The 26,214-nt window shown below is 37.0% G+C and carries 20 protein-coding genes; 1 reads left to right on the top strand and 19 read right to left on the bottom strand.

Going from position 1 to position 26,214, the window contains the following annotated elements; genetic code table 11:
• Positions 1-6: 6 nt before the first annotated feature.
• From B2400_RS07550 to B2400_RS07480, 15 genes are all read right to left on the bottom strand, one after another.
• The gene (locus B2400_RS07550) at positions 7-3,510 is read right to left on the bottom strand and encodes a SusC/RagA family TonB-linked outer membrane protein (RefSeq protein WP_293932274.1); all 3,504 of its coding nucleotides are present in this window, start codon (positions 3,508-3,510) and stop codon (positions 7-9) included.
• Positions 3,511-3,673: 163 nt separating this feature from the next.
• Positions 3,674-4,834 (bottom strand): FecR family protein, encoded by a 1,161-nt coding sequence (locus B2400_RS07545; RefSeq protein ID WP_293932272.1) that lies wholly within the window; start codon positions 4,832-4,834, stop codon positions 3,674-3,676.
• Positions 4,835-4,881: 47 nt separating this feature from the next.
• Positions 4,882-5,448, bottom strand: a complete 567-nt coding sequence (locus tag B2400_RS07540) for an RNA polymerase sigma factor (RefSeq protein WP_293932270.1) — start codon at positions 5,446-5,448, stop codon at positions 4,882-4,884.
• A gap of 350 nt (positions 5,449-5,798) precedes the next feature.
• Positions 5,799-6,098: a TlpA family protein disulfide reductase gene (locus B2400_RS07535; protein WP_293932268.1), complete on the bottom strand. Its 300-nt coding sequence runs from the start codon at positions 6,096-6,098 to the stop codon at positions 5,799-5,801.
• A gap of 288 nt (positions 6,099-6,386) precedes the next feature.
• Complete coding sequence (locus tag B2400_RS07530; protein ID WP_293932266.1) at positions 6,387-7,436, bottom strand: glutaminyl-peptide cyclotransferase; 1,050 nt, start codon at positions 7,434-7,436, stop codon at positions 6,387-6,389.
• Position 7,437: 1 nt separating this feature from the next.
• Complete coding sequence (locus B2400_RS07525) at positions 7,438-7,785, bottom strand: YraN family protein (protein ID WP_293932264.1); 348 nt, start codon at positions 7,783-7,785, stop codon at positions 7,438-7,440.
• Positions 7,785-9,776 carry a DNA primase gene (dnaG, locus tag B2400_RS07520; protein ID WP_293932262.1) on the bottom strand — a complete coding sequence of 664 codons (1,992 nt, stop codon included), beginning with the start codon at positions 9,774-9,776 and terminating at the stop codon, positions 7,785-7,787. The genes B2400_RS07525 and dnaG overlap by 1 nt, the downstream gene beginning before the upstream one ends.
• Before the next feature lie 65 nt (positions 9,777-9,841).
• Positions 9,842-11,644 carry a polysaccharide biosynthesis protein gene (locus B2400_RS07515; RefSeq protein ID WP_293932260.1) on the bottom strand — a complete coding sequence of 601 codons (1,803 nt, stop codon included), beginning with the start codon at positions 11,642-11,644 and terminating at the stop codon, positions 9,842-9,844.
• 409 nt (positions 11,645-12,053) lie between these two features.
• Positions 12,054-14,450 (bottom strand): GumC family protein, encoded by a 2,397-nt coding sequence (locus B2400_RS07510; protein ID WP_293932258.1) that lies wholly within the window; start codon positions 14,448-14,450, stop codon positions 12,054-12,056.
• 5 nt (positions 14,451-14,455) lie between these two features.
• Positions 14,456-15,217 (bottom strand): polysaccharide biosynthesis/export family protein, encoded by a 762-nt coding sequence (locus B2400_RS07505; protein ID WP_293932256.1) that lies wholly within the window; start codon positions 15,215-15,217, stop codon positions 14,456-14,458.
• Between the two features lie 118 nt (positions 15,218-15,335).
• Positions 15,336-15,755 (bottom strand): WxcM-like domain-containing protein, encoded by a 420-nt coding sequence (locus tag B2400_RS07500; protein WP_293932255.1) that lies wholly within the window; start codon positions 15,753-15,755, stop codon positions 15,336-15,338.
• Positions 15,748-16,722: a UDP-GlcNAc--UDP-phosphate GlcNAc-1-phosphate transferase gene (locus tag B2400_RS07495; RefSeq protein WP_293932253.1), complete on the bottom strand. Its 975-nt coding sequence runs from the start codon at positions 16,720-16,722 to the stop codon at positions 15,748-15,750. The genes B2400_RS07500 and B2400_RS07495 overlap by 8 nt, the downstream gene beginning before the upstream one ends.
• Complete coding sequence (locus tag B2400_RS07490) at positions 16,719-17,636, bottom strand: NAD-dependent epimerase/dehydratase family protein (protein WP_293932251.1); 918 nt, start codon at positions 17,634-17,636, stop codon at positions 16,719-16,721. Before B2400_RS07490 ends, B2400_RS07495 begins: the two co-directional genes overlap by 4 nt.
• Positions 17,636-18,781, bottom strand: coding sequence for a glycosyltransferase family 4 protein (locus B2400_RS07485; RefSeq protein ID WP_293932249.1), 1,146 nt, complete (start codon positions 18,779-18,781; stop codon positions 17,636-17,638). Before B2400_RS07485 ends, B2400_RS07490 begins: the two co-directional genes overlap by 1 nt.
• A gap of 68 nt (positions 18,782-18,849) precedes the next feature.
• Positions 18,850-19,935: a glycosyltransferase gene (locus B2400_RS07480; protein ID WP_293932247.1), complete on the bottom strand. Its 1,086-nt coding sequence runs from the start codon at positions 19,933-19,935 to the stop codon at positions 18,850-18,852.
• Positions 19,936-20,424: 489 nt separating this feature from the next.
• On the opposite strand from B2400_RS07480, the gene B2400_RS07475 reads away from it, so the two are divergent.
• A complete protein-coding gene (locus B2400_RS07475; protein ID WP_293932245.1) occupies positions 20,425-21,969 on the top strand; it encodes a hypothetical protein in 1,545 nt (514 codons plus the stop codon).
• Positions 21,970-22,038: 69 nt separating this feature from the next.
• On the opposite strand, the gene B2400_RS07470 is transcribed toward B2400_RS07475, so the two are convergent.
• The 4 genes from B2400_RS07470 to B2400_RS07460 are packed head-to-tail and all read right to left on the bottom strand — an operon-like array spanning position 22,039 to position 26,211.
• On the bottom strand, positions 22,039-23,142 hold the full coding sequence (locus B2400_RS07470; RefSeq protein ID WP_293932244.1) for a glycosyltransferase family 4 protein: 1,104 nt from the start codon (positions 23,140-23,142) through the stop codon (positions 22,039-22,041).
• A 3-nt stretch (positions 23,143-23,145) separates the two neighbouring features.
• Positions 23,146-24,150: an EpsG family protein gene (locus tag B2400_RS17865; RefSeq protein ID WP_414712985.1), complete on the bottom strand. Its 1,005-nt coding sequence runs from the start codon at positions 24,148-24,150 to the stop codon at positions 23,146-23,148.
• Positions 24,150-25,136 (bottom strand): glycosyltransferase family 2 protein, encoded by a 987-nt coding sequence (locus B2400_RS07465; RefSeq protein ID WP_293932243.1) that lies wholly within the window; start codon positions 25,134-25,136, stop codon positions 24,150-24,152. Before B2400_RS07465 ends, B2400_RS17865 begins: the two co-directional genes overlap by 1 nt.
• Positions 25,126-26,211 (bottom strand): glycoside hydrolase family 99-like domain-containing protein, encoded by a 1,086-nt coding sequence (locus B2400_RS07460; protein ID WP_293932241.1) that lies wholly within the window; start codon positions 26,209-26,211, stop codon positions 25,126-25,128. Before B2400_RS07460 ends, B2400_RS07465 begins: the two co-directional genes overlap by 11 nt.
• Positions 26,212-26,214 lie beyond the last annotated feature (3 nt).

Genomic DNA, 26,214 nt, shown 5'->3' with positions numbered 1-26,214 from the left:
TTCAACTTATAGGGTTAACATGACACCAAAAGAAATCGTTTTTCCCATCGGATAGGACCGCAGGTCACCACGATCATCCGCTGTTGCCGGAGAGGAATAATCCACGGAAGAGCCTGCTTGTTCGGGATCCAGATATTTAGTCAAGCCGCCGAAACTCCAAGTAAATAGATTCTCTCCACTAAAGAATACCCTTACCTTGTCCACTTTTGCTCGTTGTGTCCAGGCTTGCGGGAAAGTATAACCCAAACTCAGGTTCTTAACACGAAGGAAACCAACATTGGTCAAATAATAATCGTTCAATTCATATAATGATCTCCCAGATTGCAGCGATGAATATCCACGATAAATCTGTGGGTAGGTGTTCTGCGTCTTATCCGGTCTCCAAGCATTATCCACTAAATCTTTGCGGATGAATGATAAGTATGGACGTTGGTAAGGTCCCCAGTAAAGATCTCCTGTAGGGTACCAATCCTGACTGGCAACTCCTGCCAAGGCTACGCCCATATCGATATTTTTCCAACGCATGTTCAGGTTCAATCCAAATGGGAACTTAGGCATGGAGTTTCCGATGCGTTCTAAGTCTCCGTGATCTGCAAGCGTATTTTGGCCTTTATCGATTCTTCCATCTCCGTTGAGATCCAGATACTTGATATCTCCAGCGCGTAGGTGATTCCATTCGCTGTTCTGCATGACGTTCAGAATATCATTGTACACTTGCGAAAGACTGTTTCCGGGATTGGTAAACGAGTTTTGGTAAGCCAATGCTTCCTCATCGGACTGGAACTGACCAGCAATTCGGTAGCCCCAGATATCGCCCAGACGCTCCCCCTCGTTGTATGAGCTCAATAAGCCATTAGGGTTATTGTATCGGGTGATGACACCTTTGAAATTGCTTACGTTGGCTGTCACATTAAACTGCAATGGACTTCCGGCAAGATCAAATTTATCCTGGTAAGTAACTGCGATCTCATAACCATCATTTCGCAGCGCTGCATAGTTCTCCTTAGGCTCATTGGCACCAAACACAGCTGGTAGAGGTTCTCCCGGAAGATACATACCTTCCACATTTTTCCTGTACCAATCCAGGTTCAACAAGAGTTTATTGTCCAGGAATCCAAGGTCGGCACCGATATTCAAGCTTTTTGTGGTCTCCCAGGTCACCACATTGGGTAAAGGCCCTGGTACAGACGCAAATATCAATCGTTGACCACCATTCAACCATTCAGAAGTTCCTACATTCATCAATTCCTTGAAAGTATTTACATCCACAGTTTGGTTCCCTAGCACACCGTAAGAACTTCTGAATTTTAAGGAGGAAACATAAGGACGAGCAGCCTCCCAGAAAGATTCTCTATCCACCTGCCACCCCAGGGAAACCGACGGGAACAATCCCCAACGACTGTCGACCGGGAAACGGGAAGAACCATCATAGCGAGCATTCACTTCTAATAGATATTTATTATCGAAATCATAGTTCAATCGTCCAAAATATCCCTGGATAGACCAGTTGGTTGCTGAGCCCGAAATACTATTCATCACCGTTGCTAATGATAGGTTAGAAAGGTCTTCGATCAACAGGTTATCTGCCGTGGTCGCAACACGGTCACGATCAAACTGTTCTTGGTTATAGCCTGCCAACAATTTCATGTGATGTTTATTTGCGATCGTTTTATTGTAGGTCGCAAACAGGTTTAGCGCATTATACTTATCTTTCCATCTGTACTCGGTCAATCGATTCAAGCCAACTGTACGGAAATCTAATCTATTTCCGGCTAAATAATCAAAGGGATTCAAACGAAAGCTGCGTGCCGTATTCTCAATACGATTGCTATAATCGAAATTGATCTGTAGACCCTCCAATGGTTTTGCCACTACACGAAACGTATTGGTAAACTCCTCATTATTGAACAAGCGCCAGGTTTTACCAGAATGCAGGCCGGCATTACCTCCTTGGCCGCCAGTACCTGTTCCGATATCGGTCGGTACACCATCTACCATAATTGGGTAAAAGGCCATCAGGTTATACCAGGTGGTTGTACTCCACAAGCCACCGAAACCATTGGTATAGCCACCATAATCCTTGTCCTTCTCGTTGATAAATTGGATGTTGTTCGATAGTTCCAACCAGGAGTTAGGTGTGAATACCAAATTAGCTTTCAGGTTCTGGCGATCCATATTGGCATCGTCATTTATATTATTGATGCTTTCACGCTCGAAGATTCGACCAGAAAGGTAGCCCTTCAGCTTTTCTGTTCCACCGGATATGGCAATATTATGGAAATTCGACGCCTGATGCTTTTTAAACATGTGATCCCACCAATTGGATTTATGGAAGAACTTATAGGATCCATCAGCTTGTAATTCGTGGAAAGGTTCGATTTCTCCATTTGCCACCATCTTGATCGTCTCCCAATCCATCTCATTGTAATTGGTATATGAAGATCCGTTGTAACCAAATAGGGCGGCATCTACCGTTTTTCCATACACATAGGGATCAGAAATATAATCCGTTCTTGCAGTCGGTGAAGTCCAGCCAAAATTATTGGTATAAGTAACCGAGGTTGTTCCCGCCTTCCCTGTTTTGGTCGTAATTAAGATCACCCCAAAGGCTCCACGTGCGCCATAAATGGATGCTGATGATGCATCCTTAAGTACTGTTACACTTTCAATATCATTGGGATTTACTCGGGTAATATTCCCTTCAATTCCATCGATTAACACCAGCGGGTTTCCTCCGTTGATCGAATTAAACCCACGAACGTTGATATCGGGCGTGGTAGATGGGTCACCATTATTCATTTGAATGTTCAGACCGGGCATCAACCCCTGTAAGGTGGTAGCGATATTAGCTTCCGGTCGTAGGGCAATATCCTCGGCATTGATCTGCGATACCGCGCCCGTCAAATTTGCTTTCTTCTGGATACCATAACCAACTACAACGACCTCGTCTAATCCACTTACGGACTCCTTCAGCACGATATTCGTCGCTGAGGTTCCCGAAATCGCAATAGTCTGGCTGACATAACCGATCGCCGTGATCACAACAGAAGCAGATTCTGTCGGACTATTTAGCCGAAAATAACCCCTATCATCGGTTGAAGTCGCCAGGTTGCTGTTCAAAAGAGAAACGGAAGCACCGGTAATCGGTTGATTCTGTTCATCCCTAACATATCCTTCGATCACACGCTGGATCAACGCTGGATCACTGTTCAACTCGGTACGGGTTTTAATCAGAACCATGTTGTTCTCCACGAAAAACACCAATCCATTAGGTGTCAAAACCTTCTTTAAAACGTCCTTTAAGTCTTTATTTTCCACAAAGACGTCCATCCTTTTCAGGCTGTTGACTTGGTTATTGCTATAAAGAAAGTCGTAATTCGTTTGATTTTGAATATCCTGTAAAATGTCCTGTAAAGTCGCTTGCTTGGCGCGGATGTTGATCTTCTGACCCATGGTCGAAGCGCTCACATGTAGCATGGTTCCAAGTAACAACAACGAAACCAGTTTCATAATTAACAAAAGTTTGTTTAGTCCTATTTTTTTCGAATAGGGATTTCTAGTAAAAAAATAATACATTTGATTAGTATTGGGTAAATAATTTACTGTTAATAAGGATTTTATCCATTCGAAACACGGGAGGGTGGCCGCCCTTCCGTATCTTTCTCTTTCACAACTACTTTCTTACGAACACCCTCCCTTCTCTAATTTCAAATTTTAGGTTCGATATCTTTTCCATGCCCTGAAGTACATCATTTAAGCTTCGAGAGCGCTTAATAGAACCGGTAAAATGTTCATCAATATTGAATTCGTATATGACATCTTTTATATCATACCAGTTTAGGATATCATTCATAATATCTCGTACACTTGCATTCTGAAATCTAAAATAACCGTCTCGCCAGGCGAGCACCTCCCGAAAGTTCGCCTGAGCCATCTTCAGTTCATTCCCGGACTGTCCTATTGCTTGCTGACCAGGTTTAAGCATCATGTTGGACTCAGCCGAATTCACCTGTACGCTACCTTTTAACAAACTGGTTCTTGATTCCCTGGAAGTTGGATAGCTTTTCACGTTGAATTGGGTTCCCAGCACTTTTACCTGATAATCTTTAGTTTTTACCAGAAAAGGCTTCTGAGGATTGTGGGCAACCTCAAAGAATGCCTCTCCAGAGAGTTCACTTTTTCGGTTTTGCTCGTTAAAGTCAGAACTGATCTTAAAAATGGAGCCCGAATTAAGGAAAACTTTGGTGCCATCGGGAAGTTGAAGATTGTAGCTCGTTCCCTTTGTGGTTCTGAATTCATGGAAGGCTTTCTGTTTATGCGCTAAACTCTTGCTAAAGGCTACCTTGATCATGTCATTTCCTGTTTTTGAAAGCGTAACACCGTCATGTTCCATTCCCTCTTGGGCAACATCTTCCAATGACAATTGTGTACCATCTGCTAATACGATAACCGCAGAATCAATTGAAGGTTGTTCTTTATTTTCAAACGCAGGGATAACAGTTAGATTAATGTTTTCTAAGGATTTGTCTGGATTTCTCCAGATATAAAAGGCTATGCCCGTCACTAAAAGTAAGGTGGCCGCAATGGAAATCCAGGTATAATTTAATCCTTTGGTTTTAGGTGAACTTGTTAGGTTGATCTGATTCAACAAATCTTGAAACACCTGCTGCTGATCAAATTCTCCTTGATTCGGTATCGGGTCAACTGTATCTAACGTATCATAGAATAATTCTTCATTCTCCTCCAATAACTTAAGGTATTCCTGAAGTTCCTCTTCTGAAATATGGTTATTTAAAAATTTTCTGTTTAATTCTTCGAAACGATTCTTATGCACAATTTAAGTATTTACTATACTATGTACACACGAAGAAGAGGGAGGGACTATATGAAAAACAAAAATAATATAAAATACAGATAATCTGCTTCTTTAAAGGTATGGCGTAAAGTTTTTAAGGTTTGTACAATAGTATTTTTTACGGTATTTGGAGAAATCCCCAATTCATCCGCAATTTCTTTATGCGATTTGCCTTCTTCCCTGCTCATGATCCAAACCTGTTTTTGTCTCGCAGGCAATAAATTGACAGACTCCTGCAGAATATTACTGATTTCAGTAAGCTGATGAACAGAATCCTCTACCGATAGCGTCATATTTTTGATTAATTCCTGCTGAGCTAGTTGATCATACTTCAATGATCTCAATTGATTAAAACAGATTCTTTTGGCGATCACATAAATATATGGCCATAATTCTCGGGCATCATCCAATTCCTCACGATGCAACCAGAGTTTAAAAAAAGTTTCCTGGACGACTTCCTCCGCTTGTACTTTGCTTTTCAGAATTTGAAAGGATAGGTTAAAGATGTTGGCTGAATAAGCATCAAATACAACCTGAAAGGCGTGAATATCGCCCTTCTTCAAATCCATATATATCTGATTTTCTATGGTCATCTTGATTGAATGCTTTTTTAGTAAACACAAATTTACTTAACTAATATTAACAATATATTAAATTTGATTTTGCTCGGATTATTTGGCTATGGAAACCCTAAAGTGATTTCTAGTTTAAAATTAAAGTTTTATCTGCATAATGAAAATTAAAAAGAGAAAAGATTTTCTTTTTTAGCTCTTTATTTGTTTGAGATTGCTAATAGTCATCTTCACATATCCCAAATAAGACGAGTCAATGGCCCTTATATCGTTGTATAAGTTTTGTGATCACGCCGACATTCCAGACTTATTTAGTGAAATAAAGCAGTTATCAATATTCTAATATACATAGAATTATTCCATATAATATCTTAATTGTCGGTCATAATGATACTACGAATTCTAGCTAAGTCAAGCTGTCCGCCGTTTTTAAAGTATACGATTTTACCTGAGCGGTTGATTAGAATGTTAACGGGTATGCTGGTTATCCCAAGTTTTGCCGAAATGACACCTCCAATATCAGGTTTATTTAGCCATGGCACATTTTGAACCGTAATAACTGGCCCTAACAGACTTAAATGACTGGCACAAATCGATCCGAAATATCCACCACTTTGCTGCCATTCGGAAACCATCAGCTTCATATATTCTCTTTTCTCTTCTGTATTCATAATCCAAAACTAGGCACAACTCAACTTCTAGTCAATACGTAGTTCACAGGACGGATACGAATACCATGCTTTAACGGTTACTAACTGCAGATAGTAATTTCTTATTTGCCTAGATTACTAGGGTCAGCTTGCTCCAGAATAACCATCGGACGAAATCAAAGGCCGCTAATGCTACGAAAAGATTAGGTGGATAACTCCGAAATAAACAAAATATATTAGTCCACCTCTTTGTTAAGTTATTGAATATAATAGGTTCTATTTAATTAGGATAAAGAATTTGATTTTTTACTATCGTTCTTTAAGCCGAATTTCAAATAACTTCGTCCAGTCTTTGCCTGTAACTAAGAAAGTTTTTGTGCCCGATTTGTAGGCAATACCATTCATTTCGTTGTCAGCAGATTTCCTTAAACCGTCATATAGTCCTACAAAATTGACTCTACCTTCGATTACACCGGTGGTTGGGTCGATTATAACAACTTCATCTTTTGATTGGTCGTAGATGTTTGCAAACAGTTTTCCATCGACATATTCCATCTCGTTAATACGATCTACAGGGCCGTTGTCGTCGAACACCTGAACCGATCCTGTTTCCTGTAAAGTGACGGGATCCAGGAAATAAATATTTGCTGAGCCGTCCGATTTAATAAATTGCTTTCCATCGTACGTCAATCCCCATCCTTCTGTGCTCTTTCCGTAATCAAAGGACTTGATTAATTTAAAGGACGTTTTATCATAGATAAATCCTTTTTTGTTTAACCAGGTTAAAAAGTAAATTTTATCACCTACTACGGTCATGCCTTCACCGAAGAAAGTACCATCACCGTCTATCTTTTGGATCACCTTTCCTGTTTTTAGATCAACTTTGCGCAGCGAGGTTCTATCCTCTTTTCCCGTTGATTCGTAAAGTGTTCCGTTATCATAATATAAGCCTTGGGTAAACGCTGTAGAATCGTGTGGATAAGTATTGACGACTTCAAAGGCGTATGCTTTTGGTGCCGGCGGTACGACTAACAGATCACTGTACGCGATATCTTCTTTCCCTTGCGCGTAGATTTTCGCACTTAGGCGCTTACTTCCATAGCCATGCTTATCTGTATCGAATGCTACAGCAGTCGTATCGGTTTTTCTATCAATAATATCTCCATCCACAGAATATACAACGGAGTCGATCGCTACGTCATTAAAGTTTAATTTGAGCTGTAATTTCTCGCCCTTTAAGACTTTCGATCCTGATTTAGGGTTCACAAATTCAAATTTACCTTTTTGTGTTTTACAGCTATAAATGAATAGGAAAGGTAAAGCCAGTACAAATCCTAAGTATCTAAGTTTTAGTTTCATATTAATAATCCCAAAATGCGTCTTTAATATACGTTAATTTCTTATCAATGATGCTGATCAAATCGAATCTGATCTGTCCGGTATAATTATTTTCAAAGATGTAGGCTTCTGCCGCGCGCGATAAAGCTTTCTGTTTAGCTTTCGAAATTAGCGCTTTTTCGTATCCGTAAGTAGCGCTTTTTCGAACCTTAACTTCAACAAAGATTAAGAATGTACCATCCTTTGCAATAATATCAACTTCCAGATGTTTATGACGCCAAGTCTGCGCCAAAATTTCAAACCCTTTGTGTTCCAAATATTCCGCCGCTTGCTTCTCTCCTTCATCCCCTATCATTTTGCGGCTATCCATTACTTTACGACAATATTGCCTAGCAGGTTTCCTAGCAATTGTTCGCCTTCTTTTAGTTTCTGATATTTCGCCAGTAGAATTTGCAGGTCCGCATCATCCGTCGTGTGTTTCAACTCCTCCCGGATACTTTGCATCTGCACTTCTATTTTATTTTTCTTGATCCTATATATCACTTGAATAACGAGCGATTTTAGTTGATCTAGTTCCTCCGGCACGAATATTTTCCGCTTATCGTCGTTCCAACTAGGGCTTAATTCGTATTTGTTGACTACCGAATCTACCGCTAAAGTTGAAACCTCAGGGTTTTCATGAGAGAAAAAAACCTTTGCTTCAGGCACTTGAAAGTTTTCAGCTTGCTTAGCAAACTCGTCGACAATTAGCTTGCAGGTTTTATCCATAATCTTGATATCATCCAGACTAGCTAACAAAAAAGGAGCAACCGGAACATCACCATCGCCCTCCCAATGCACGAGCTCTCTACCGTAGTTCAATAAAATTCGAACCAACTCTTTTTCTAAGCGAAGCTCAGCAGACTCTACTTGTACGGGCTCTGCTGAAGGCACCTCCGCTCCCATTGCTGCAAGCATCTCCGCCGGATACCACTCTTCGCCTCCGGGCGGCATATCCATGGCTGCAGCAGCTTGATTCTGCTGTGCCTGAGCTTCTTTTTTCTCCTTGGAACGGGCCTTTGCTAAACGAATTTTATTGAGCTCTGAAAGCAGCACGCGCTCTTCGATATCTAAAAGCGAGCTACACTGACGGATGTAGACGGAGACTTTAATTTCATCAGGGATAAGAGCGATACTTTCAACGACCTCACGAATGACCTCTGCACGTTTAATCGGATCCTCCTTCGCGTCGCGAAGAAGAATATTGGTCTTATAGAAGACAAAGTCTTCCTGATTCTTTTCTACATAAGATCGGAATTCGCTAGCACCATACTTCTGAATATAGGAATCCGGATCATTTCCGTCAGGGAAAAGCAACACTTTTACGTTCAATCCTTCCTCTAAAAGCATGTCTGTCCCTCTCAATGAGGCTTTAATTCCGGCTTCATCGCCGTCATAAAGTATAACGACCTGTTTTGTATAACGAGAAATCAATTTTATCTGGCCAGTGGTCAACGAAGTTCCCGAAGATGAAACAACTTGTTCCACTCCTGCCTGATGACAGGAAAGCACATCGGCGTAACCCTCCACCAAAAAACATACATCGTTTTCCAGAATTGCCTTCTTCGCTAGGTGAAGGCCATAGAGGACATTCGACTTATGATAAATTTCACTTTCCGGAGAGTTTACATATTTAGGAACAGTCTTATCCTTCTTTAGTGTTCTGCCGCCAAATCCGATAACACGTCCAGTAAGATTATGAATAGGAAAAATAACACGACCTCGAAAGCGGTCGTACAAAGACTTATCGTCGCGTTCTACAGCCAAACCTAGTTCAGTCAAATATTCTTTCGCAAAACCATCCTTTGCCGCCTCATCGACCAAAGAAGTCCACGCCTCGGGAGAATACCCTAGATCAAACTTTTTGATGATATCATCCCGATACCCTCTTTCACGGAAATAGCTCAGTCCAATTGACTGGCCAAGCTCCGTTTCCCATAAGGTATGCTTAAAGAATTTTGATGCCCATTGATTGATTACATAGAGACTCTCTCTTTTGTCTTGCGCTGCCATTTGAGCTGGCGAGCGTTCGACCTCTTCGATAGGTATATTGTACTTATTAGCGAGGTACCGGATTGCTTCAGGATAGGCATACTTCTCATGCTCCATCACAAATTTTAAGGAATCTCCTCCCGCCCCACATCCGAAGCATTTATAGATCCCTTTATTTACCGATACATGGAACGACGGTGTCTTTTCATTGTGGAATGGACAATTCCCAATTAAGGAAGTCCCTCTTTTCTTTAAATCGACAAAATCCCCTACTACCTCCTCGATACGAGCGGCGTCTAAAACCTTTTCTATTGTCTCTTTCTTGATCATCGTTGTTATACAAAGATAACGCTCCTTAAGGGAAATGAAAGGTTAAAAGACGCTAATTTTTGCGCCTATTTTGTGACGACAGCTTCTCCTACATTATCCAACTTGGAGAAGATGGAGTTTTTGGAAATATATTCCGGAACGATTTCTTTAACAAGCTCGACAAGTAACATCGGGTTACGATCCCCAGATGGTGTGACTACCTGTGTACACAAATACTCAATTTTTTGTCTTTTCAAATCGACATCATCGGTATTCACCCGTGCGATCATAATCTTATTATGGTGAGTTTTGCTGGTATTTTCGTTATCTGCAAGTAACTCTTCGAAAATCTTTTCCCCAGGACGAAGACCTGTAATTTCAATATTAACGTCTTCCGGATATTTGTAGCCCTTAAGTCGAATCATGCGAATTGCGAGATCGATAATTTTTACCGGCTTGCCCATATCAAAAACATAGATCTCTCCACCCTTTCCCATTACCGCCGCCTCTTGCACGAGTTGACAAGCTTCAGGAATCGTCATAAAGTATCTTGTAATATCTTGATGGGTTACGGTCAAAGGTCCACCTTTCTTCAATTGCTTCTCGAATAAAGGAATTACGGATCCGTTAGACCCCAAAACATTCCCAAAACGAGTAACAATGTAGTTTGTGCGGCTCTTACTATTGAGTCCTGAGACATAAATTTCAGCAATTCGTTTGGTTGCTCCCATCACATTTGTTGGGTTGACCGCTTTGTCAGTCGAAACCATCACAAATTTCTCAACGCCATACTTGTCAGCCATATCGGCAACATTTTTCGACCCCCAGACATTCGTAAGAATTGACTCGTATGGATTCTGCTCCATCAATGGAACATGCTTGTAAGCTGCAGCATGAAATACGATTTGTGGTCTGTACTGTTCAAATATAGAGTCCATAAATTGGCGATCTCTTACATTTCCGACCATGAATAAAACATTTTCCTTTTGGCAACTACTTCTTAGCTCTTGTTGTATATCATATAGCGCTGATTCCGCTTGATCTACCACGATCAGATGTTTGAAGTCTGTGAAAGCAATCTGCCGCACTAATTCAGATCCGATAGAGCCTGCGCCCCCAGTAACCAGAATTACCTTATCGCGCATCATCTCATGAACCACAGGGTTCTCTAATTTTATCGCTTCCCGGCCTAATAAGTCCTCTATCTTCAACGTTCTCAATTGTCTGGTTGCCGCTTTGCCACTCAATAGCTTTGCCGAAGTAGGCATAATCTTAAGCTTTACAGGTAGAGGCTCTATTCTAGCAGATATCTTCGAAAGGCGTTCTTTATTGTTATCATCCAATGCAATGATGATACTGTCGATCTGTATTTTTTTGACGAAATCTGGAGTCAACCTCTCCATATCGATAATCTTATACCCATTGATCATCTTCCCGATTCTAATCGGATTGTCGTCCGCAAAGGCCACTACTTTAACCTTTCGCCGAATTTCATTTCTGAACAAGTTTAAGGTCAATGTGCCCATGTTACCTGCACCGAAGATCATTACTCTTTCGACCTCTCGTCCGCTAAAGAAAAACTTCTCATATACTGTTCGGTAAAATACACGTGCAGCTACCAAACAAACTGTCGTAAAAAATGCATGGGTGAAGATAACTGCATATGAAGGTCTGAAGAATACGCTGATTGCATTAGATTCCTGAAAGATACTACGAACGATAAAGGAGGTAAACATCAAAACAGCAAACGCTGTGAACACAGCTTTGAGCAAACCCCAAGCATCTCTCAATCCCGTTTGACGAACTATCCCACGGTAGGTTTTAAAATAAAGAAAAGAAAAGTAATATATGGCAAAGACGAAAATCGACTTCTTTACCATCAGTTGCATATCAAATCGTCCCTTAAAACTGTTAATGATGAAATTCGACAAAAAATAACAAAAAAGGACAATCAACAAGTCGATTAACAAAATAACCCACCTTGGGCTGTCTTTACGAAAATATCGTCTAAGTGAATTGCTGTTCATTATGTGTCCTAGTTCGAGGTCAATTTACCTTTGTGAATAAAAAATGAGGAAAGAAACATAAAAACTTACCAAATATGAATAGCTTGGGCAAAGTTAGTGCCACGATGCAGAAAAAGCGCAAATTTGGTACATTTCGATTTTAAGAGCGTGATAGTAAAATTCTTCCATGACTCCATTAAAACACCACTAATATTAAAGTTCTTGATGGCCTTTGAAAATAAAGACTAAAAAAAGAGGTAACGAAATGTTACCTCTTTCTTTCATAATATTTCTATTTCTGCTTTCTCTTAAATAAATTAGAGAATTGCTTCATGATTTTCGCTCGTAAAGAAACCGAACTCGAATCAATGTATCCATAGCCGTAACCATAACCATAGCCATAACCGTAACCACGTGCAAAGTCAACATCATTTAAAACGACCGCCATGTTTTTCAGTTTACCATCTTCGTAAAGCTCCTTAGGAACATTTAAAAGACGCTTATCTAAATAATTCGCACGCGTTACATAAATTGTTAAATCTGCGTTTTCAGCAATCAACAATGTATCAGTAACCAAACTTACCGGTGCCGTATCAACAATCACAAAATCATAATGCGTGCGTCCATATTCAATTACTTCATCAAAATGGCCGTTCATCAAAAGCTCTGCCGGATTAGGTGCGATATATCCAGAGTAAATGATATCGAAATCGTAAGGAGCTGGTTTTCTAATTATGATATTCTCTACAGGCATATCGGGATTTATTAAGTATTGTGTAATACCGATATTTGTATGTTGTAAATGAGATAATCCTAAATAGTCTAAAACTTTCGGAGAACGGATATCTGCTCCAATTAATAAAACCTTTTTCCCTGACATGGCTAGAATCCTAGACAAGTTCGTTGAAACAAAGGACTTACCCTCTCCTGATGTAGTTGAAGTAACGAAAATAACCGCCGAATCCTTTTTAGTTCCTAGCATGAAAGCAATATTCGTCCGAAGGATACGAAACGCCTCTGCGAGAGAAGATCGGTCATTATCTTTAACAATTGGATCATTTGAGCTTGGCACTTCTCCAAGGATGGGTGCTGCAAATTTCTCTTCAATGTCTCGACGAGAATGTACTTTGTTGTCGAGAAGAAATTTCAGATAAAGAATTCCGAAAGGGATTGCGAAAGCAACTATCATTGCTCCAAGCAGTATAATTGCCTTTTTCGGAGCAACTGGGATGTCTGACCCATAAGCTTCATCGATAACCTTTAAATTTGCGGGGGTAGCAGCTGCTTTTATCTCATTTTCTTCTCGCTTCTGCAACAAAAACAAGTACAGGGATTCGACAATCTGCTGTTGTCTAGAAATATCCTTGAAACCCTTCTCTTGTGTTGGAAGTTGATTCAATTTCCCTTCAAATCTGTTTTTCTGAGTTTGAAGTGAATTTACATTAGCCTGTAAACCTTGTTTATAGTTGTTTAACGACCCTCTTAAAGTTGATCCAAGTTCATTTATGTTCCTATTTAAGTTTTGAACAACGGGGTTATCTGGAGTCGCTGATTTCAATAAATCATCTCTTTCAAGAACCATCTCGTTATAACTTTTCACAGCTGATTGAATACTCTGATCTTCAAGTCCAATATTAGACGGTAACAGTGTTGAAGTATTTGATGAAATTGCCGAGCCCATTAACTCGGCTAACCTAAGTTGGGTTTGAAACTCTACTAATCTTCGCTCATTTTCAGACAAATTCTGCATGTATAACTCCGCTTCAGAGCTCATATCCACGAGATTATTTCGATCCTTATAATTTGCGACCTTAGAGTCAGCTGTTGCTAAATCTTGAGAAATTAAATCTAAACGCGAGTCAATAAATTTGGAAGTAGCACGAGATATTTTCAACTTATCATCAGTTGCATCTTCATTATACTGTTCGATTAACGAGTTAATAATGAGTTCGGCTTTAGGAATACTCCGACTTTTCATTGAAAAATTAACCACATAAGATTGCTTTTCTTTGTTTGGAGTAATCTGAACTACTTTTAGTAATTCATCGACCGCAGTATTAATTGGGACAAATGAGATTAAGATTTCATTTGACAAAATCTTATTTTTCTGAGGCAATAAGATTATTTCACCAAGAGACGTTTTTATTTTCTGTCCCAAAACGTAATCCAATGAACCCAATTTACTATCCTCTATCACTAGTTTTTTCCCTACCCTTTTGACGAGCAAACTCGCTTTGACGGAGTCTAAAATAGTGGAGTTTGGATTAACAAAGACAATTTTTATAGGTGAATTCTTTTCTAATAGCTCAGTATTTTTTAAATTACCTTTTAATAAATAATTGATATTCAAATTACTTTGAACGACTACCTTCCTGAATATCCTTCTGGATTTTAATACATCTATTTGATCAGCGACAAAAGCAGAACTACCTCCAGTAATAGAACTTAGACTTGCTATTTCAGAAAGGCCGGCTAATTCGCCAGATGCTTTATCATCACTTTCTAAAAGAATTTTAGCATTTACATCAAAAACTTTATCCGCATATCGCAAATAAATCAATGCAGCTATCAAACAAATAATGAATGATAATAAGAACCATTTCCAATAATAAACATACTGTTCAAACAGTTGTTTTAAATTTACTTCCTTAGCTTCCCCTTCTAAGCCCGGCTTTTTATTATAATCCATAAGTTTTATTTAACGATTACAGCAATAATTGTTATAATTAATCCCGCAATTGAAACGAAAATTGATGTATTTTGTGTGTATTTGGAAGACTGAATTTTCGCATTATTTGGTTCAATATAAATTACATCGTTTTGTGCTAGATAATAAACCGGAGAATTCAGTGAATTTCTGTTTGTCAAATCCACGCGATACTCCCGCTTTACACCTTCATTCTCCCTAATAACCAGAACGTTGCCACGTTCACCATTAATAGTTAGATCACCTGCTAAACCGATTGCTTCTAATAAAGTTATCCGATCATTTGTAATTTCGAAATTCCCTGGACGGTTTACTTCTCCCAAAACAGTTACGCGAAAATTTCTAATTTCGAGACTAATGCCGGGATTTAAAATAAATTTCCCAACCTCAGTTTTCATGTATTCTATAGCTTCTACTCTCGTCTTTCCCGCCAATCTAATTTTTCCGAGCTTTGGAAAATTAATATTACCATCCGAATCTATAGTATATGTTGGCACAAAAAGGCTGGTCGTTTGTATCGTTCCAGTTACTCCCTGATATGAAGACACTTGATTAAAAGGAGCAGTTGCCCTTACATCGTCTGCAGTGACAGAAATTGCTAAAATATCTCCTGGTTGGAGTTTCGGTACTTGTAGGTCATAAATCTCTTCAAGACGCGTGGAATCTGGTTGAAAATAAACCAATTCCTTTTTGGAAGCACAAGATGTCAAAAATATTGATAAGATAATAAAACCAAGAAATATTCTCATAGATACAAAAAATTAATATCGGTTTGAAACAAAAACCAATCCAAAATTGGTGAATTCCACAGAAGTAAGAACAAAAAAATTAAATATATTGAAAAATACTGCATTTTGTAATTTTTTTTTATTCTTCCACAAAATAATCTAAAGGATATGTATGGTCATCCAAATGTGCTTCGTCTAAAGCTCGATCCGCAAAAACTAACATCTCACTATCATCTTCAATTGCTCGTATAGCAGTTCCGTAACCTGGTGGAATGTAAAGTACAGAATTGTCTACACCGGATAAAATAACACCATTGATTAAAGAATTCTTTGACACATTTTGAGGATCCACAATTTGAACAATTTTTATTTCAAAACGTCCAGAAAGCACATAAAACCATCGACTTTCAATCATATGAGCACGCCATCCGCGAACAATTTCAGTCCCTTCGTTTTTAATAATATAAAATCTTTTTGCTGGAGTCATATCAAAATCATTAATGAATTTGATCTGGCCTCGATAATCAGTCGAACTCCCTCCTTTTATCAATTTATACATTCGAATTTTTTATTTTAACGTATTTCCTTAAAATATATCCTTTTAAAATCAAATAAAAAACACTTAAAACAACAACAAAACATATTGAGAATTGCCATTTTAAAATTGAATCTACTTTCGCTACTTTAATTATTAATAGTCCTAAAATAAATTGTGTCACACCGTAGATAGAGGATACCACTAATTTATTGACACCAGCCTCATTCGCCAAATATTGATAAAGATGAGACCTGTGCGGCTTAAAAATATTTTCCCTATTCTTTAATCTCAAAACTATTGTCCAAATTGAATCAAGGCCGTAAATGAGTAAAAAAAGTATGTAGATTAAATCTCCTGTTTTTATGATCAGAAGTCCAAGACAAAACATCAGAATAAATGCGATAGAAACAGATCCAACATCCCCCGCAAATGTTCTTGCATTTTGTCGAAAATTAAAAAATGCGAATACCAATAAAGCAATTAACGTGAAAGTTAGCAGGTCTTGTGAGACAAAGTCAATTTGATGATTCATTATAGACAGAAGAAGACCCACGGCAAAACTATAACAAAAAGTAATCCCATTTATTCCATCCATGAAATTATAAGCATTTATAACTCCAACTACAACAATAAACGTTACAATCAAATAATACCAATCCATTTGAAATAGATTCAGCTGAATTGAAAGCAAAATTACAGAAACGAAATGAATAGTTATTCGAAGCTTATTTGACAATGAAAACATGTCGTCGACAAATGAAATAATTGTCATTAATGTTAATCCGAAAAAGAACCAAGGATATTGAAACCCAGAATATAAAAAGAAAAATAACGCCCCAAAATAAAAAATTACCCCCCCCCCTCTCACTGTGCTCTTCGAATGAGAAGATCGGAAATTTGGTTTGTCAATTATTCCGAACTTGTCAGCTACTTTAAAATATAAAAACTCTAACGTCAATAAAGCAATCAAAACAAAAAAATATATCATCTTAAAGTATTAGAGGTTTGGAAAGAATTCAGCGTTTTTAACAATCCGGCTTCGGAAGTTAACGGAAGATTAGAAATATTCAAAGCACTTTTTATCTTAGCATTGGAAACTATATATGATTCCGTCAACTTTTTTAAGCGTTCTGAGTTAATTGGAAATGGAAAATAGTCTCCCACTTTTACTAAGTTAGAAATAATCAATTTTGGTATTTTATAAATCTTGGTTTCCCTACCAAGAGAAGAACCGATTATCCCTATTAACTCATTAGTTGACACCAATCCGTCATCAGCAAAATTATAAATACCAGACTCAATTTTACGATTTAATAATATCTGCAACAACATAAAGCAAAGATTATCTATCGAAAGAAACGATCTTTGATTAGTGAATGCACCTAGTGGCCATGGTAAACCTTTTCGAACAATTTTGTATAATAGGTTTAGATTTCCTTTATTGCCAGGACCATGAATCATGCTTGGACGAATAATAAACAATCTTTTTCCCTCAGGAAGGACTTGATTAACCAAATAAGTTTCTGCTTCCAACTTAGATTTTCCATAAGGTGTGACAGGATTTGGAACCCGTTCCTCAGTTAATGGAACATCTATTGTGTCTGCAACCGCTTTTACGGAACTAAAGTAAAAAAAATCTTTAATCTCAGATTTCAAAAATAAATCAAAAACTTGAATTGTTAAATCTCTATTTATTTTATAATATTCCTCCGGATTTGAAGAGTTTGATGTATCATGAGCTTTACCGGCTAAATGGATAAGCGCTTGAGTATTCGGTTTAAAATGACTTTGCCAATCAAAATTACGTAGCGACAAATTGATTGATTTTATGTTTTTACTATTTAAATAAGCTACCAAGTTCGTGCCCACGAATCCTGACGCACCTGTTACCACTACCTCCATCAGTAATTTAATTTATGAATTATTTCGTTCCACAATTTTATTTGATCAAAATTTTCAATTACAAATTTTCTACCATTTTCACCATGCTCCAATCTCATTTCAAGATCTCTAAAATATAGCATTATATGACTTGCAATACTCTCGCTACTATTTTCTATAAACATCCCAGTCTTATGCTCAATAATTGATTCTCTACACCCAGTTGCTTTAGTGGTTAAAACCGGCAATCGCATCGACGAGGCCTCTAATGATACTGTCGGAAATCCCTCTCGATATGTTGGTAAAATAAAGATATCCATTAATTTGAAATATATCGCTGAGTCTAAAACAAATCCAGTACAAATAATGGATGGGTCACTAAAAATCAGACGTTTTGACTCCTCGGAAATAGGGTCTCGCTCTTCAATCGGCCCAACTAATAGTAATTTCTTATCCTTAATTTGCTTAAGCATTTTCCATGCCGCAATCAATTCATTTATCCCCTTATCCCTTACCAGACGTCCCACATAACCAACAACAAAATCACCTTCTTCGATTCCCAATTTTCTACGTAAAGAATCAACATCTTCGCTACAATATCTCTCCGGGTTAAACTTGCTATTGACATCAATACCATTACATGTTCCCATCCCCAAAACAACATTCTTTTTCGGAGAGTTTAAAGAGTCCATCTCTGATATTCTCTTTACATCATTGCTTACACAAACAACTTGCTTAGCAAGCATTCCAGACAATTTATCGATATACTTAAGTAATAACCTTTTGATTCCACTGCTTGTTTCATACACTATACCATGTCTGAAATATACTCTATTTTTTAAACCCGCTAAATAACCGGCAATCATCGCAACCATGCCGCCTTTAGGAGTGTGGCCAACTATATTGTCAATTTTATTCTTCTTAATATATGCGTAGAGTTTAACAATTGCTTTCAAATCCGCTATTGGATTAATAGTTCTTGTAACTAAGATAGGGACAGCCTCAAATTGAAGAGCGTTGGAGAGTATTTTTAGTTCCTCTGACGGGGAGCATGCAACAAAGTATTCATTTCTGTTTGTCTTCGACATGAAAGCGAATTGCTCTCCAAAAAAATGGTTGATTACGAAAGAAACTGTTATAACGTGCAAGGTTTTCTGTTCGGACATAATTATTTTGGCTTAATATAAACTTCTTGGTTAATTCTATTGTAAAGTTCGATTCTCCTTATTTTATGCTAATTTGCCAAAACAACAGAACGATAAACCTCAATTGACCGGTTTACCATCCTTGATATATCAAAATTTGTCGCTTTCCTTACTCCACTGATAGAAACTTCTGAATAAAGTGATTTATCTTCTAGACTTTTTATTTTTCCAACAAGATCTTTAATATTTCCCTTTTCAAATAGCAGTCCCCCATCACCAACAACCTGTGCCAAACCTTTGACATTAGATGCAATCAACGGCACACCACAAGCCATAGCCTCCACTGCTGCCAAACCAAATCCCTCCCAGTGCGAACTCAGAACTGCCACATCGCACATTTTGATTATCTGTATAACATCAGTTCGCAAACCTAGAAAACTAACTCGAGAACGTAAATCTAATCTTTCCACTAAAGCCTGTAATTCATCACGTCTGACTCCGTCACCAATTAATAATAATTTGTAATTTTCATCGAGCTCTGAGAGAGCAGTAATTAAAGTATCTTGATCTTTTTCCTCCCTGAATGCGGCGACCATCACGACAAGCTTATCTGAAGCATTATATCCAAAAATCCGTCTATCACTTGCCATTAACCTATTAATCAAATCTAAATCAATAGCATTATTTATTATTTCCAGTCGATCTTCCTTTATGCCTAGATTAAAAATCAATGATTGCTTAACCTCTTCAGTAATACAGATAATTCTCGAGTAAAAAGAATAAATCCACTTGTCGACCAACGCGAAAAACCGGTTACCCATTCTCTTATTCATAGTGCTATGCTCAGTAAATATAATAGGTGTTCTAGAAAAGGACAGTAGTTTAGCGAGAGCAACAAAATAAAGTGCAGGAAACAAATGTACGTGTACTAAGTCGTAGCCTTTCAGATACCTGATTATACGAAAAACATGTACTGGATTATAAATTGATGCCCCAAGAGAATAAACGGGCGTTTCGCATTGACTGATTAAACGTTCTTTAAATTTAGTACTCGTACCGTCTAGAAGAAGAACCTCAGCATTAACTCCATCTTTATTTACTAGTGGAATAAAATCGACCAAAAGCTTTTCGGCTCCTCCTATGTGTAGACTATTAATAACGTGTAAAACTTTCATAAATATTTCCCAAGATAATGCCGACTACTATGAACAATTGAAATACCAAACAGTGTGATTCAAACATACCGACTCCCGATCGTTTATAATTAACGTGATTAATTCGCAATTGTATTACAACTTAATTAAAAAAGAAAGTCAAAAATTATTACGACGTTGCCAAAACGAAAACCAAAATTGCTGTAAAATCAATGTGTTTCTCAAAAACTCTTGCAGACGCAAATATAGTGATATTTTTCATTGGGTTAATTAAAGTCGTTGCAATTGGAGTTTTCTAAATAACAGAGTTAAATCATTGTAAAACTAAATTAGTTGACGGTGACTTATTTTATTTATATTCGAATCTTAAATCATACTTTAATGTTGACTATAAATCGTAATCTAAAGGGGTTTATGAACAAGAAATCGATCTTTTTTTTATCATGCATTTTTACACTCGTTATTTTAACGATCATTTTAAGATCAAGGAACGAAAATATCCCATCTCGAATGGATGTACCTATATCTTCAAAATCAGGAAGAGATAACAAAACTCTTCAAAAATCAACGTTTCATGTGGTGTCACCAGGTAATGCTAGGACGGACACCATCGTACTTAATACAATCTCACAACTTAGAGAGATAAGTAAATTTAAGCTCGACTCTGCATTACAAAGGGGCGTTCAGCATTTCAAAATATTAGGATATTATTCGGCGGGCGATCTTCCTAAACCTATTATTTATACCTGGAATGAAACTCTACACGATAACGACAATGGGGGAAATATCATTAGAGCTAAAAACAACATCAATGGGGTTTTTCATTATGAACTCGAATCGGAACTCAATGTATCTTCTTTTGGAATCTTCCCAGACAGACCTCAAATAACAGAACAACTAAACAGAGCGGCAGAAATTGCGGCGAAACATAATATTAGTTTAAATTTTAACGATGGAAACTATTTAATTGATGCATCCCTTAAATCAAGAAAAAAAACAACTCCAAATAACTTGAATAAAAAGGGATTTTCCATACCGTCTAATTCACAAATTTTAACCTCTCCAAAAACCATATTTAAAGCAATTCCGAATGGAGATCCAAATTATTCCATTATTTCTCTACATTATGTCGAGAATGTTCGTATAAATTCATTAAGAATTATTGGAGAAAGAAACTCTCATCGAGGCAAGCAAGGCGAGTGGGGGTATGGATTATTTATCGTCGGATCTAGTAATGTGCAGATAGATAACGTTGATGTAGAATCATGTTGGGGAGATGGGGTAATTTTGTCCGGAGATGGAGATATGGCTGGAGGTATTTCAGGAAAGTCGAATGAAAACATATTTATTAACAAAATATTTTCGAGCAAAAATAGACGCCAGGGTCTAACGATTAGTAGCGGCAAGAATATCAAAATAAATTATATAAATGTACACAGTACTCATGGTATTGCTCCAGAATGCGGAATTGATTTTGAGCCAGATTACTACTACGACAAATTAGAAAACATTCAAATTGGTGAAGTTAATTCAAAGAGAAATGCAAACACTGGGATAATCTTCGCATTGCATGCATTGAATCAAAAAAGCGTACCAGTTTCTATAACAATAAATAAAATTATAAGCGAAGGAGAAAGAGCATTTTTTATTGGTGGTGCCAGATCAGAAAATGTTAAAGGAACGATAAATGTTAACCAAATAATGAGTAAGAATGCGCCGATCGCTGGAATTGAAATTCGATCATATTATAACCAACCAGATCTAGTATTTGATCATGTAACTATAGAAAACCCGAATAGGACTAAAAGAGAAGACTTCTACGGTTCAGGAATATTAATATATAGAGATATAGACGACATTGAACCAATTCATAAAAAGATTTCTCCTCGTATAAGGATAAATAATGCCAAAGTAATAGATCACAACTCTAGCAAATTTATGCAATACGGAATCTATATTAATAATCGAAATAATGAAAAGGAATCAATAAAGAACGTCGAAATAGGAAATCTAAACGTTCTTGGTCATAAACAAACCCCATTGCTACGTTTTTAGATTACTTAGAACAATATCGAATTTCATCCAATGCTCTATACATAAAGATTGATCATTGGATGAAAATACCTAATCGTTCGAAACACATCTTAAAAATTCAATCCATCTGCTACCTATTTGACTACTTTTGAATCGTTGAGCCTGTTTGAAGGCTTCCACGCTCATCTTGGAACGATCTGTGTCGGAAGAAATCAAATCAAACAATTTTGCTTTAAATAGCTCGCTGTCATCATACGGGATTAAATACCCTGTTCCTTCTGTAACGACTTCTGCAGGCCCAGTTATACAATCAAAAGCGATAATTGGCAACCCTAATGTTTGAGCTTCAATAAGTGTCATAGGAAGTCCTTCGAATCGAGATGTCATTGCTAAAAAACTTGAATTGAGATATAAAGATTTGATATCGGAGGTATTTGAAATGAGTTCAACCCTATCCCCCAAAGTATGTTCTTCAATGAATGTTAACAATTTTTGTTTATCTTCACCATCGCCGACAATTTGTAACATCCACTCTTTAGGAACTTCATATTGATTTAAAAAGTCTTTCCAAATTGAAAGTAAAATGTCGAATCCTTTCTGATATGTCAGTCGACCTACTGCAATTATGTTATTATTTTGTACGGGATATTGTCGCGGAACAATTTCCATTGAACAAGGATTAGAAATGTTTTCAATTTTCCCATTAATCTTAACATTCGACCTCCACTGCTCGACATCTCTTTCTGTTAAAACTATTATACCATCAGCAAATTTAGCCGCCATTTTTCGACAAAGCGAACGAATTGATCTCCCCAAATCCACTGTGTAATTGAAATGTTCCCAAGCATAATACTTGAAATTACTCCTAGATTTATTACGAAAAATTATTGTTGGCAGTGTGAAGAGAATCGACATCATTTCAACCGTAATAAAATGGTTAATCTCGTATTTTTTCAACAACTTATTAAGTTTTAATATATTATTGAAATAGCCAAAATATCGATTTACATAGTTCAGAGATACAACCTCAATCCGATTGTCTAGAGCCATCTTAATATCTTGACGTTCCCCAACAGTGGAAAAGATAAAAACCTTTATATCAGAGTGTTTCGCAAGTTCATTTGCAACTTGAAAAGTTGCTCTCTCAGTCCCAGCTAAGAGCGAGACATCATTGGCATAGAATGCAATATTCATTATCTATAAATTTTCAAAATAATATGGAACAACATCTCCAAAGTTTAAAGAAAGGTAATATATCATATTCAAGATAGCATAAATGATTAAAATAAGCCTCACTATCTTTCGGTCCGAAACTGACATATTTAAATTATTTGATAAGTTGGAGAATAAAAGGATTTGAAAGACTCCTACAAATAGGACTAGTCGGTATCCATATGGAATTCTAATTAATAAATTAGATAGAATAACAAAACTACAAAATATGTAAAACAAATTGTCTTTGACTTTTATAGAATAATTTATCAAAAGAAATATTAGAATCAACACTAATCCGGTTGCCATATTTCCCCAAATATTCAATAACTCAATTTCATATCCTGTCACAACGACCGCCAGCCTTATCACAAAATCCGCTAAAAAAGAACCTAGCAAATAAGAAACAAATACAAAAAGTTGAAGAGACGTAGAAAATTTTCTAAGCAATCGAGCTAAAAATAAGCAAGGAATCCAAATTAAAGAGGAATAATGAAATAGAACAGCAGACAAAAAAATCAAACCAGTTTTTAGATTTAATTTTTGTGAATCCATAACATACCTATAAAATGCATACATCGATAACGAAACTCCAATGAATTGCCGAACTGCATTAAAGCTATTGCAATAATAGTATAGTCCTATAAAAAAAAACAAGGAAAGAAATGGATATTCCGATTTTTTCCACACTACTACGTAGATCGGAAGTAGTATCAGAACAGAAGAAACAATTAAAACATGTCTGAATTCTCCGCCAAAATAAATGACAGAAGCATTCAAATAGTACCAAAAAGGTTCAACTGAGAATACTAGCCCGGAAGTTGCATAAATGTCGAAGTCATTGTTATATTGCAATACATCCGTACCAACTTCCAAACCTCTAAATCCCATCACGAAAAATAGAACTAAGAAGCTAATGATAAAAAGGATTTTACTTCTCGAACGATGAAAAGCTAGATGAGATAAAAGTAAAATTAGGTAAATCAACATTATAGAAAAAATTTTGTCTTCGCCATATATAAAAATCTACATATTGAAATATTAATTCTGCCCAAACGAAACAAGATATCTAAAGGTCCTACGATTGCCACATTAGCATCATAAAAGTTATTATAGTATTTTTGTGCTTTTTCCTTATTCTCCCTAGACCAATTTGTTAATAGGGATCTAGAAATAAAACTCTTAATCATATAAGATAACTGAATTCGCTTGAATTCTTTATGAGGCGTCGGTCTTATGTTAAAAAAAGCGATTAAATTAGTTGCAACATCAATATGATCAAAAAGACTTTGAATCGTTACGCCTGTTTGCATTGCAGAATCGTTGCGAACGAAATAATTATAGTAAACTTTATCAATTTGCAATATACCGTTACAATGCGAATAGTATTTTACCCCAAATTCCAGGTCTTCTGCGTACCTAATACCTTTAGAAAATAAAAGGCCTAGTTCCCTCACCTTTTGTGCCCGAAAAAAACAGAAAGTAATATTCATTAAAAAATACTCATTTTTTTGAACTAAATCTTCTGCATTATCAAATACTGCGTTATTCGACGGTTTCGTCTCACGTAAAATATGTCCATCTTCTCGGATTAATCGATGTCCGAATTGAATCGCGTCAATATTTTGCAATCCCCTATCTGATTCAAAAACTCCGAATATATCTTTATCAACCCAATCGTCAGCATCTAGAAAAAAGATCCAATCACCTCTTGATTTTTGAAACCCCACATTCCGTGCAGCACTCACACCAGCGTTTTCTTGTCGCACTACAGAAATATTCTTATTTCCATTCGCTAAATTAAGACATAACTCTCCAGTACCGTCATCGCTGCCATCATCAACAATTATAATTTCGAAATTGTTGAAATTTTGGTTGATAATACTGTTTACACAACGTTCTAAAAAATTAACAACATTAAATGCAGGTATAATAACCGATATCATCGGTGATTTGGGTTCAAAATTATCGCTCATATTTTGTTTTTATCTTTTTGAAGACCTCTAAGAATGCCTTGCCATATTTCATATCAGGTTCCAAATAATTTCCCTCTGCCCATTCATTCCATGATTTTACAAAAATGATGTTATTTTTCTTGTTTTTGGTTACTTCAAATATATCTTCTAAATATTCTTCAAAAACCTCTGGTTCAAATCCTGTAAAAATTAATCCATCACTCCCACTTCTTGGTGTATGATCCCAGCCTGTAATTACACTAGGAAAGACATTCTCACGCGAATCAACGTCAGAGTTGATAAAATATTTCATAATCTTCTTAAAGGGATAGCGTCGAGGCAATTTCAAGATAGTTCTTTCTGCATATTTATACAACCTATAAGGAAAAGAGTTTAACGCAAGTCCAAATTCACTCAGTCGCACTGTATTGACTGCATCGAAACCTAAACGTAAGACATCTTCAACTTCAATTTTAGATTCATTTATATGTCCTATAAAAAAGAAATCATTTAATCCGTTCTCCTTCGCAAGTTTTCTCCAAACCTCGATAAATGTGCTAATTTGTTTATCGGCAAGTGGTTTATAAATTACAAATACTAGTTTATTGTCAATTCGAAGATACCGCTTATCCTTAAATGCCGGTAGCATTTCATAAAAGTGAGATACAAAGTCCTCTTCACCTGGGTAAGTCTGTTCTATCAGCGTATTTCTGTTCTTCAGCCCATGTGGAAAGCCTTTCCATGACTCATTTGCCCAAGCGAGACAAAATGGAAAATCTGGTTCCCCAAGCTCCAGTACGGCATTAAGTGGCTTCTCCAATAATCTTTTCCCATTACCGAACCAGTAATGCCAATAACAGAATGCGTCTATTCCATACTCCTTAGCCAACTCTGCCTGCGCCTTTCTGGTTTCTGGAACCCTCAAATCATAATACCCAAGATCTTTTGGAACACGTGGTTGATAATGCGATGTAAAATACTTCTTCGCTTTACCAACATTAGTCCATTCAGTAAAGCCCTCTCCCCACCACTCATTGTTTTCTTTTACAGGATGAAATTGAGGTAAATAAAATGCAATTGATAACGTTCTTGACATAGG

This window comes from Sphingobacterium sp. UBA6645 (assembly GCF_002455685.1).
Taxonomy (GTDB): Bacteria; Bacteroidota; Bacteroidia; order Sphingobacteriales; family Sphingobacteriaceae; genus Sphingobacterium; species Sphingobacterium hotanense.
This window is presented reverse-complemented; position numbering and strand designations above follow the sequence as displayed.

Excerpts from the sequence above, each read along its gene's own strand:
- B2400_RS07550 (WP_293932274.1), bottom strand. The coding sequence starts at position 3,510 with ATGAAACTGGTTTCGTTGTTGTTACTTGGAACCATGCTACATGTGAGC.
- B2400_RS07540 (WP_293932270.1), bottom strand. The coding sequence starts at position 5,448 with ATGACCATAGAAAATCAGATATATATGGATTTGAAGAAGGGCGATATT.
- B2400_RS07535 (WP_293932268.1), bottom strand. The coding sequence starts at position 6,098 with ATGAATACAGAAGAGAAAAGAGAATATATGAAGCTGATGGTTTCCGAA.
- B2400_RS07530 (WP_293932266.1), bottom strand. The coding sequence starts at position 7,436 with ATGAAACTAAAACTTAGATACTTAGGATTTGTACTGGCTTTACCTTTC.
- B2400_RS07525 (WP_293932264.1), bottom strand. The coding sequence starts at position 7,785 with ATGGATAGCCGCAAAATGATAGGGGATGAAGGAGAGAAGCAAGCGGCG.
- dnaG (WP_293932262.1), bottom strand. The coding sequence starts at position 9,776 with ATGATCAAGAAAGAGACAATAGAAAAGGTTTTAGACGCCGCTCGTATC.
- B2400_RS07515 (WP_293932260.1), bottom strand. The coding sequence starts at position 11,644 with ATGCAACTGATGGTAAAGAAGTCGATTTTCGTCTTTGCCATATATTAC.
- B2400_RS07510 (WP_293932258.1), bottom strand. The coding sequence starts at position 14,450 with ATGGATTATAATAAAAAGCCGGGCTTAGAAGGGGAAGCTAAGGAAGTA.
- B2400_RS07505 (WP_293932256.1), bottom strand. The coding sequence starts at position 15,217 with ATGAGAATATTTCTTGGTTTTATTATCTTATCAATATTTTTGACATCT.
- B2400_RS07500 (WP_293932255.1), bottom strand. The coding sequence starts at position 15,755 with ATGTATAAATTGATAAAAGGAGGGAGTTCGACTGATTATCGAGGCCAG.
- B2400_RS07495 (WP_293932253.1), bottom strand. The coding sequence starts at position 16,722 with ATGATATATTTTTTTGTTTTGATTGCTTTATTGACGTTAGAGTTTTTA.
- B2400_RS07490 (WP_293932251.1), bottom strand. The coding sequence starts at position 17,636 with ATGGAGGTAGTGGTAACAGGTGCGTCAGGATTCGTGGGCACGAACTTG.
- B2400_RS07485 (WP_293932249.1), bottom strand. The coding sequence starts at position 18,781 with ATGTCCGAACAGAAAACCTTGCACGTTATAACAGTTTCTTTCGTAATC.
- B2400_RS07480 (WP_293932247.1), bottom strand. The coding sequence starts at position 19,935 with ATGAAAGTTTTACACGTTATTAATAGTCTACACATAGGAGGAGCCGAA.
- B2400_RS07475 (WP_293932245.1), top strand. The coding sequence starts at position 20,425 with ATGGATGTACCTATATCTTCAAAATCAGGAAGAGATAACAAAACTCTT.
- B2400_RS07470 (WP_293932244.1), bottom strand. The coding sequence starts at position 23,142 with ATGAATATTGCATTCTATGCCAATGATGTCTCGCTCTTAGCTGGGACT.
- B2400_RS17865 (WP_414712985.1), bottom strand. The coding sequence starts at position 24,150 with ATGTTGATTTACCTAATTTTACTTTTATCTCATCTAGCTTTTCATCGT.
- B2400_RS07465 (WP_293932243.1), bottom strand. The coding sequence starts at position 25,136 with ATGAGCGATAATTTTGAACCCAAATCACCGATGATATCGGTTATTATA.
- B2400_RS07460 (WP_293932241.1), bottom strand. The coding sequence starts at position 26,211 with ATGTCAAGAACGTTATCAATTGCATTTTATTTACCTCAATTTCATCCT.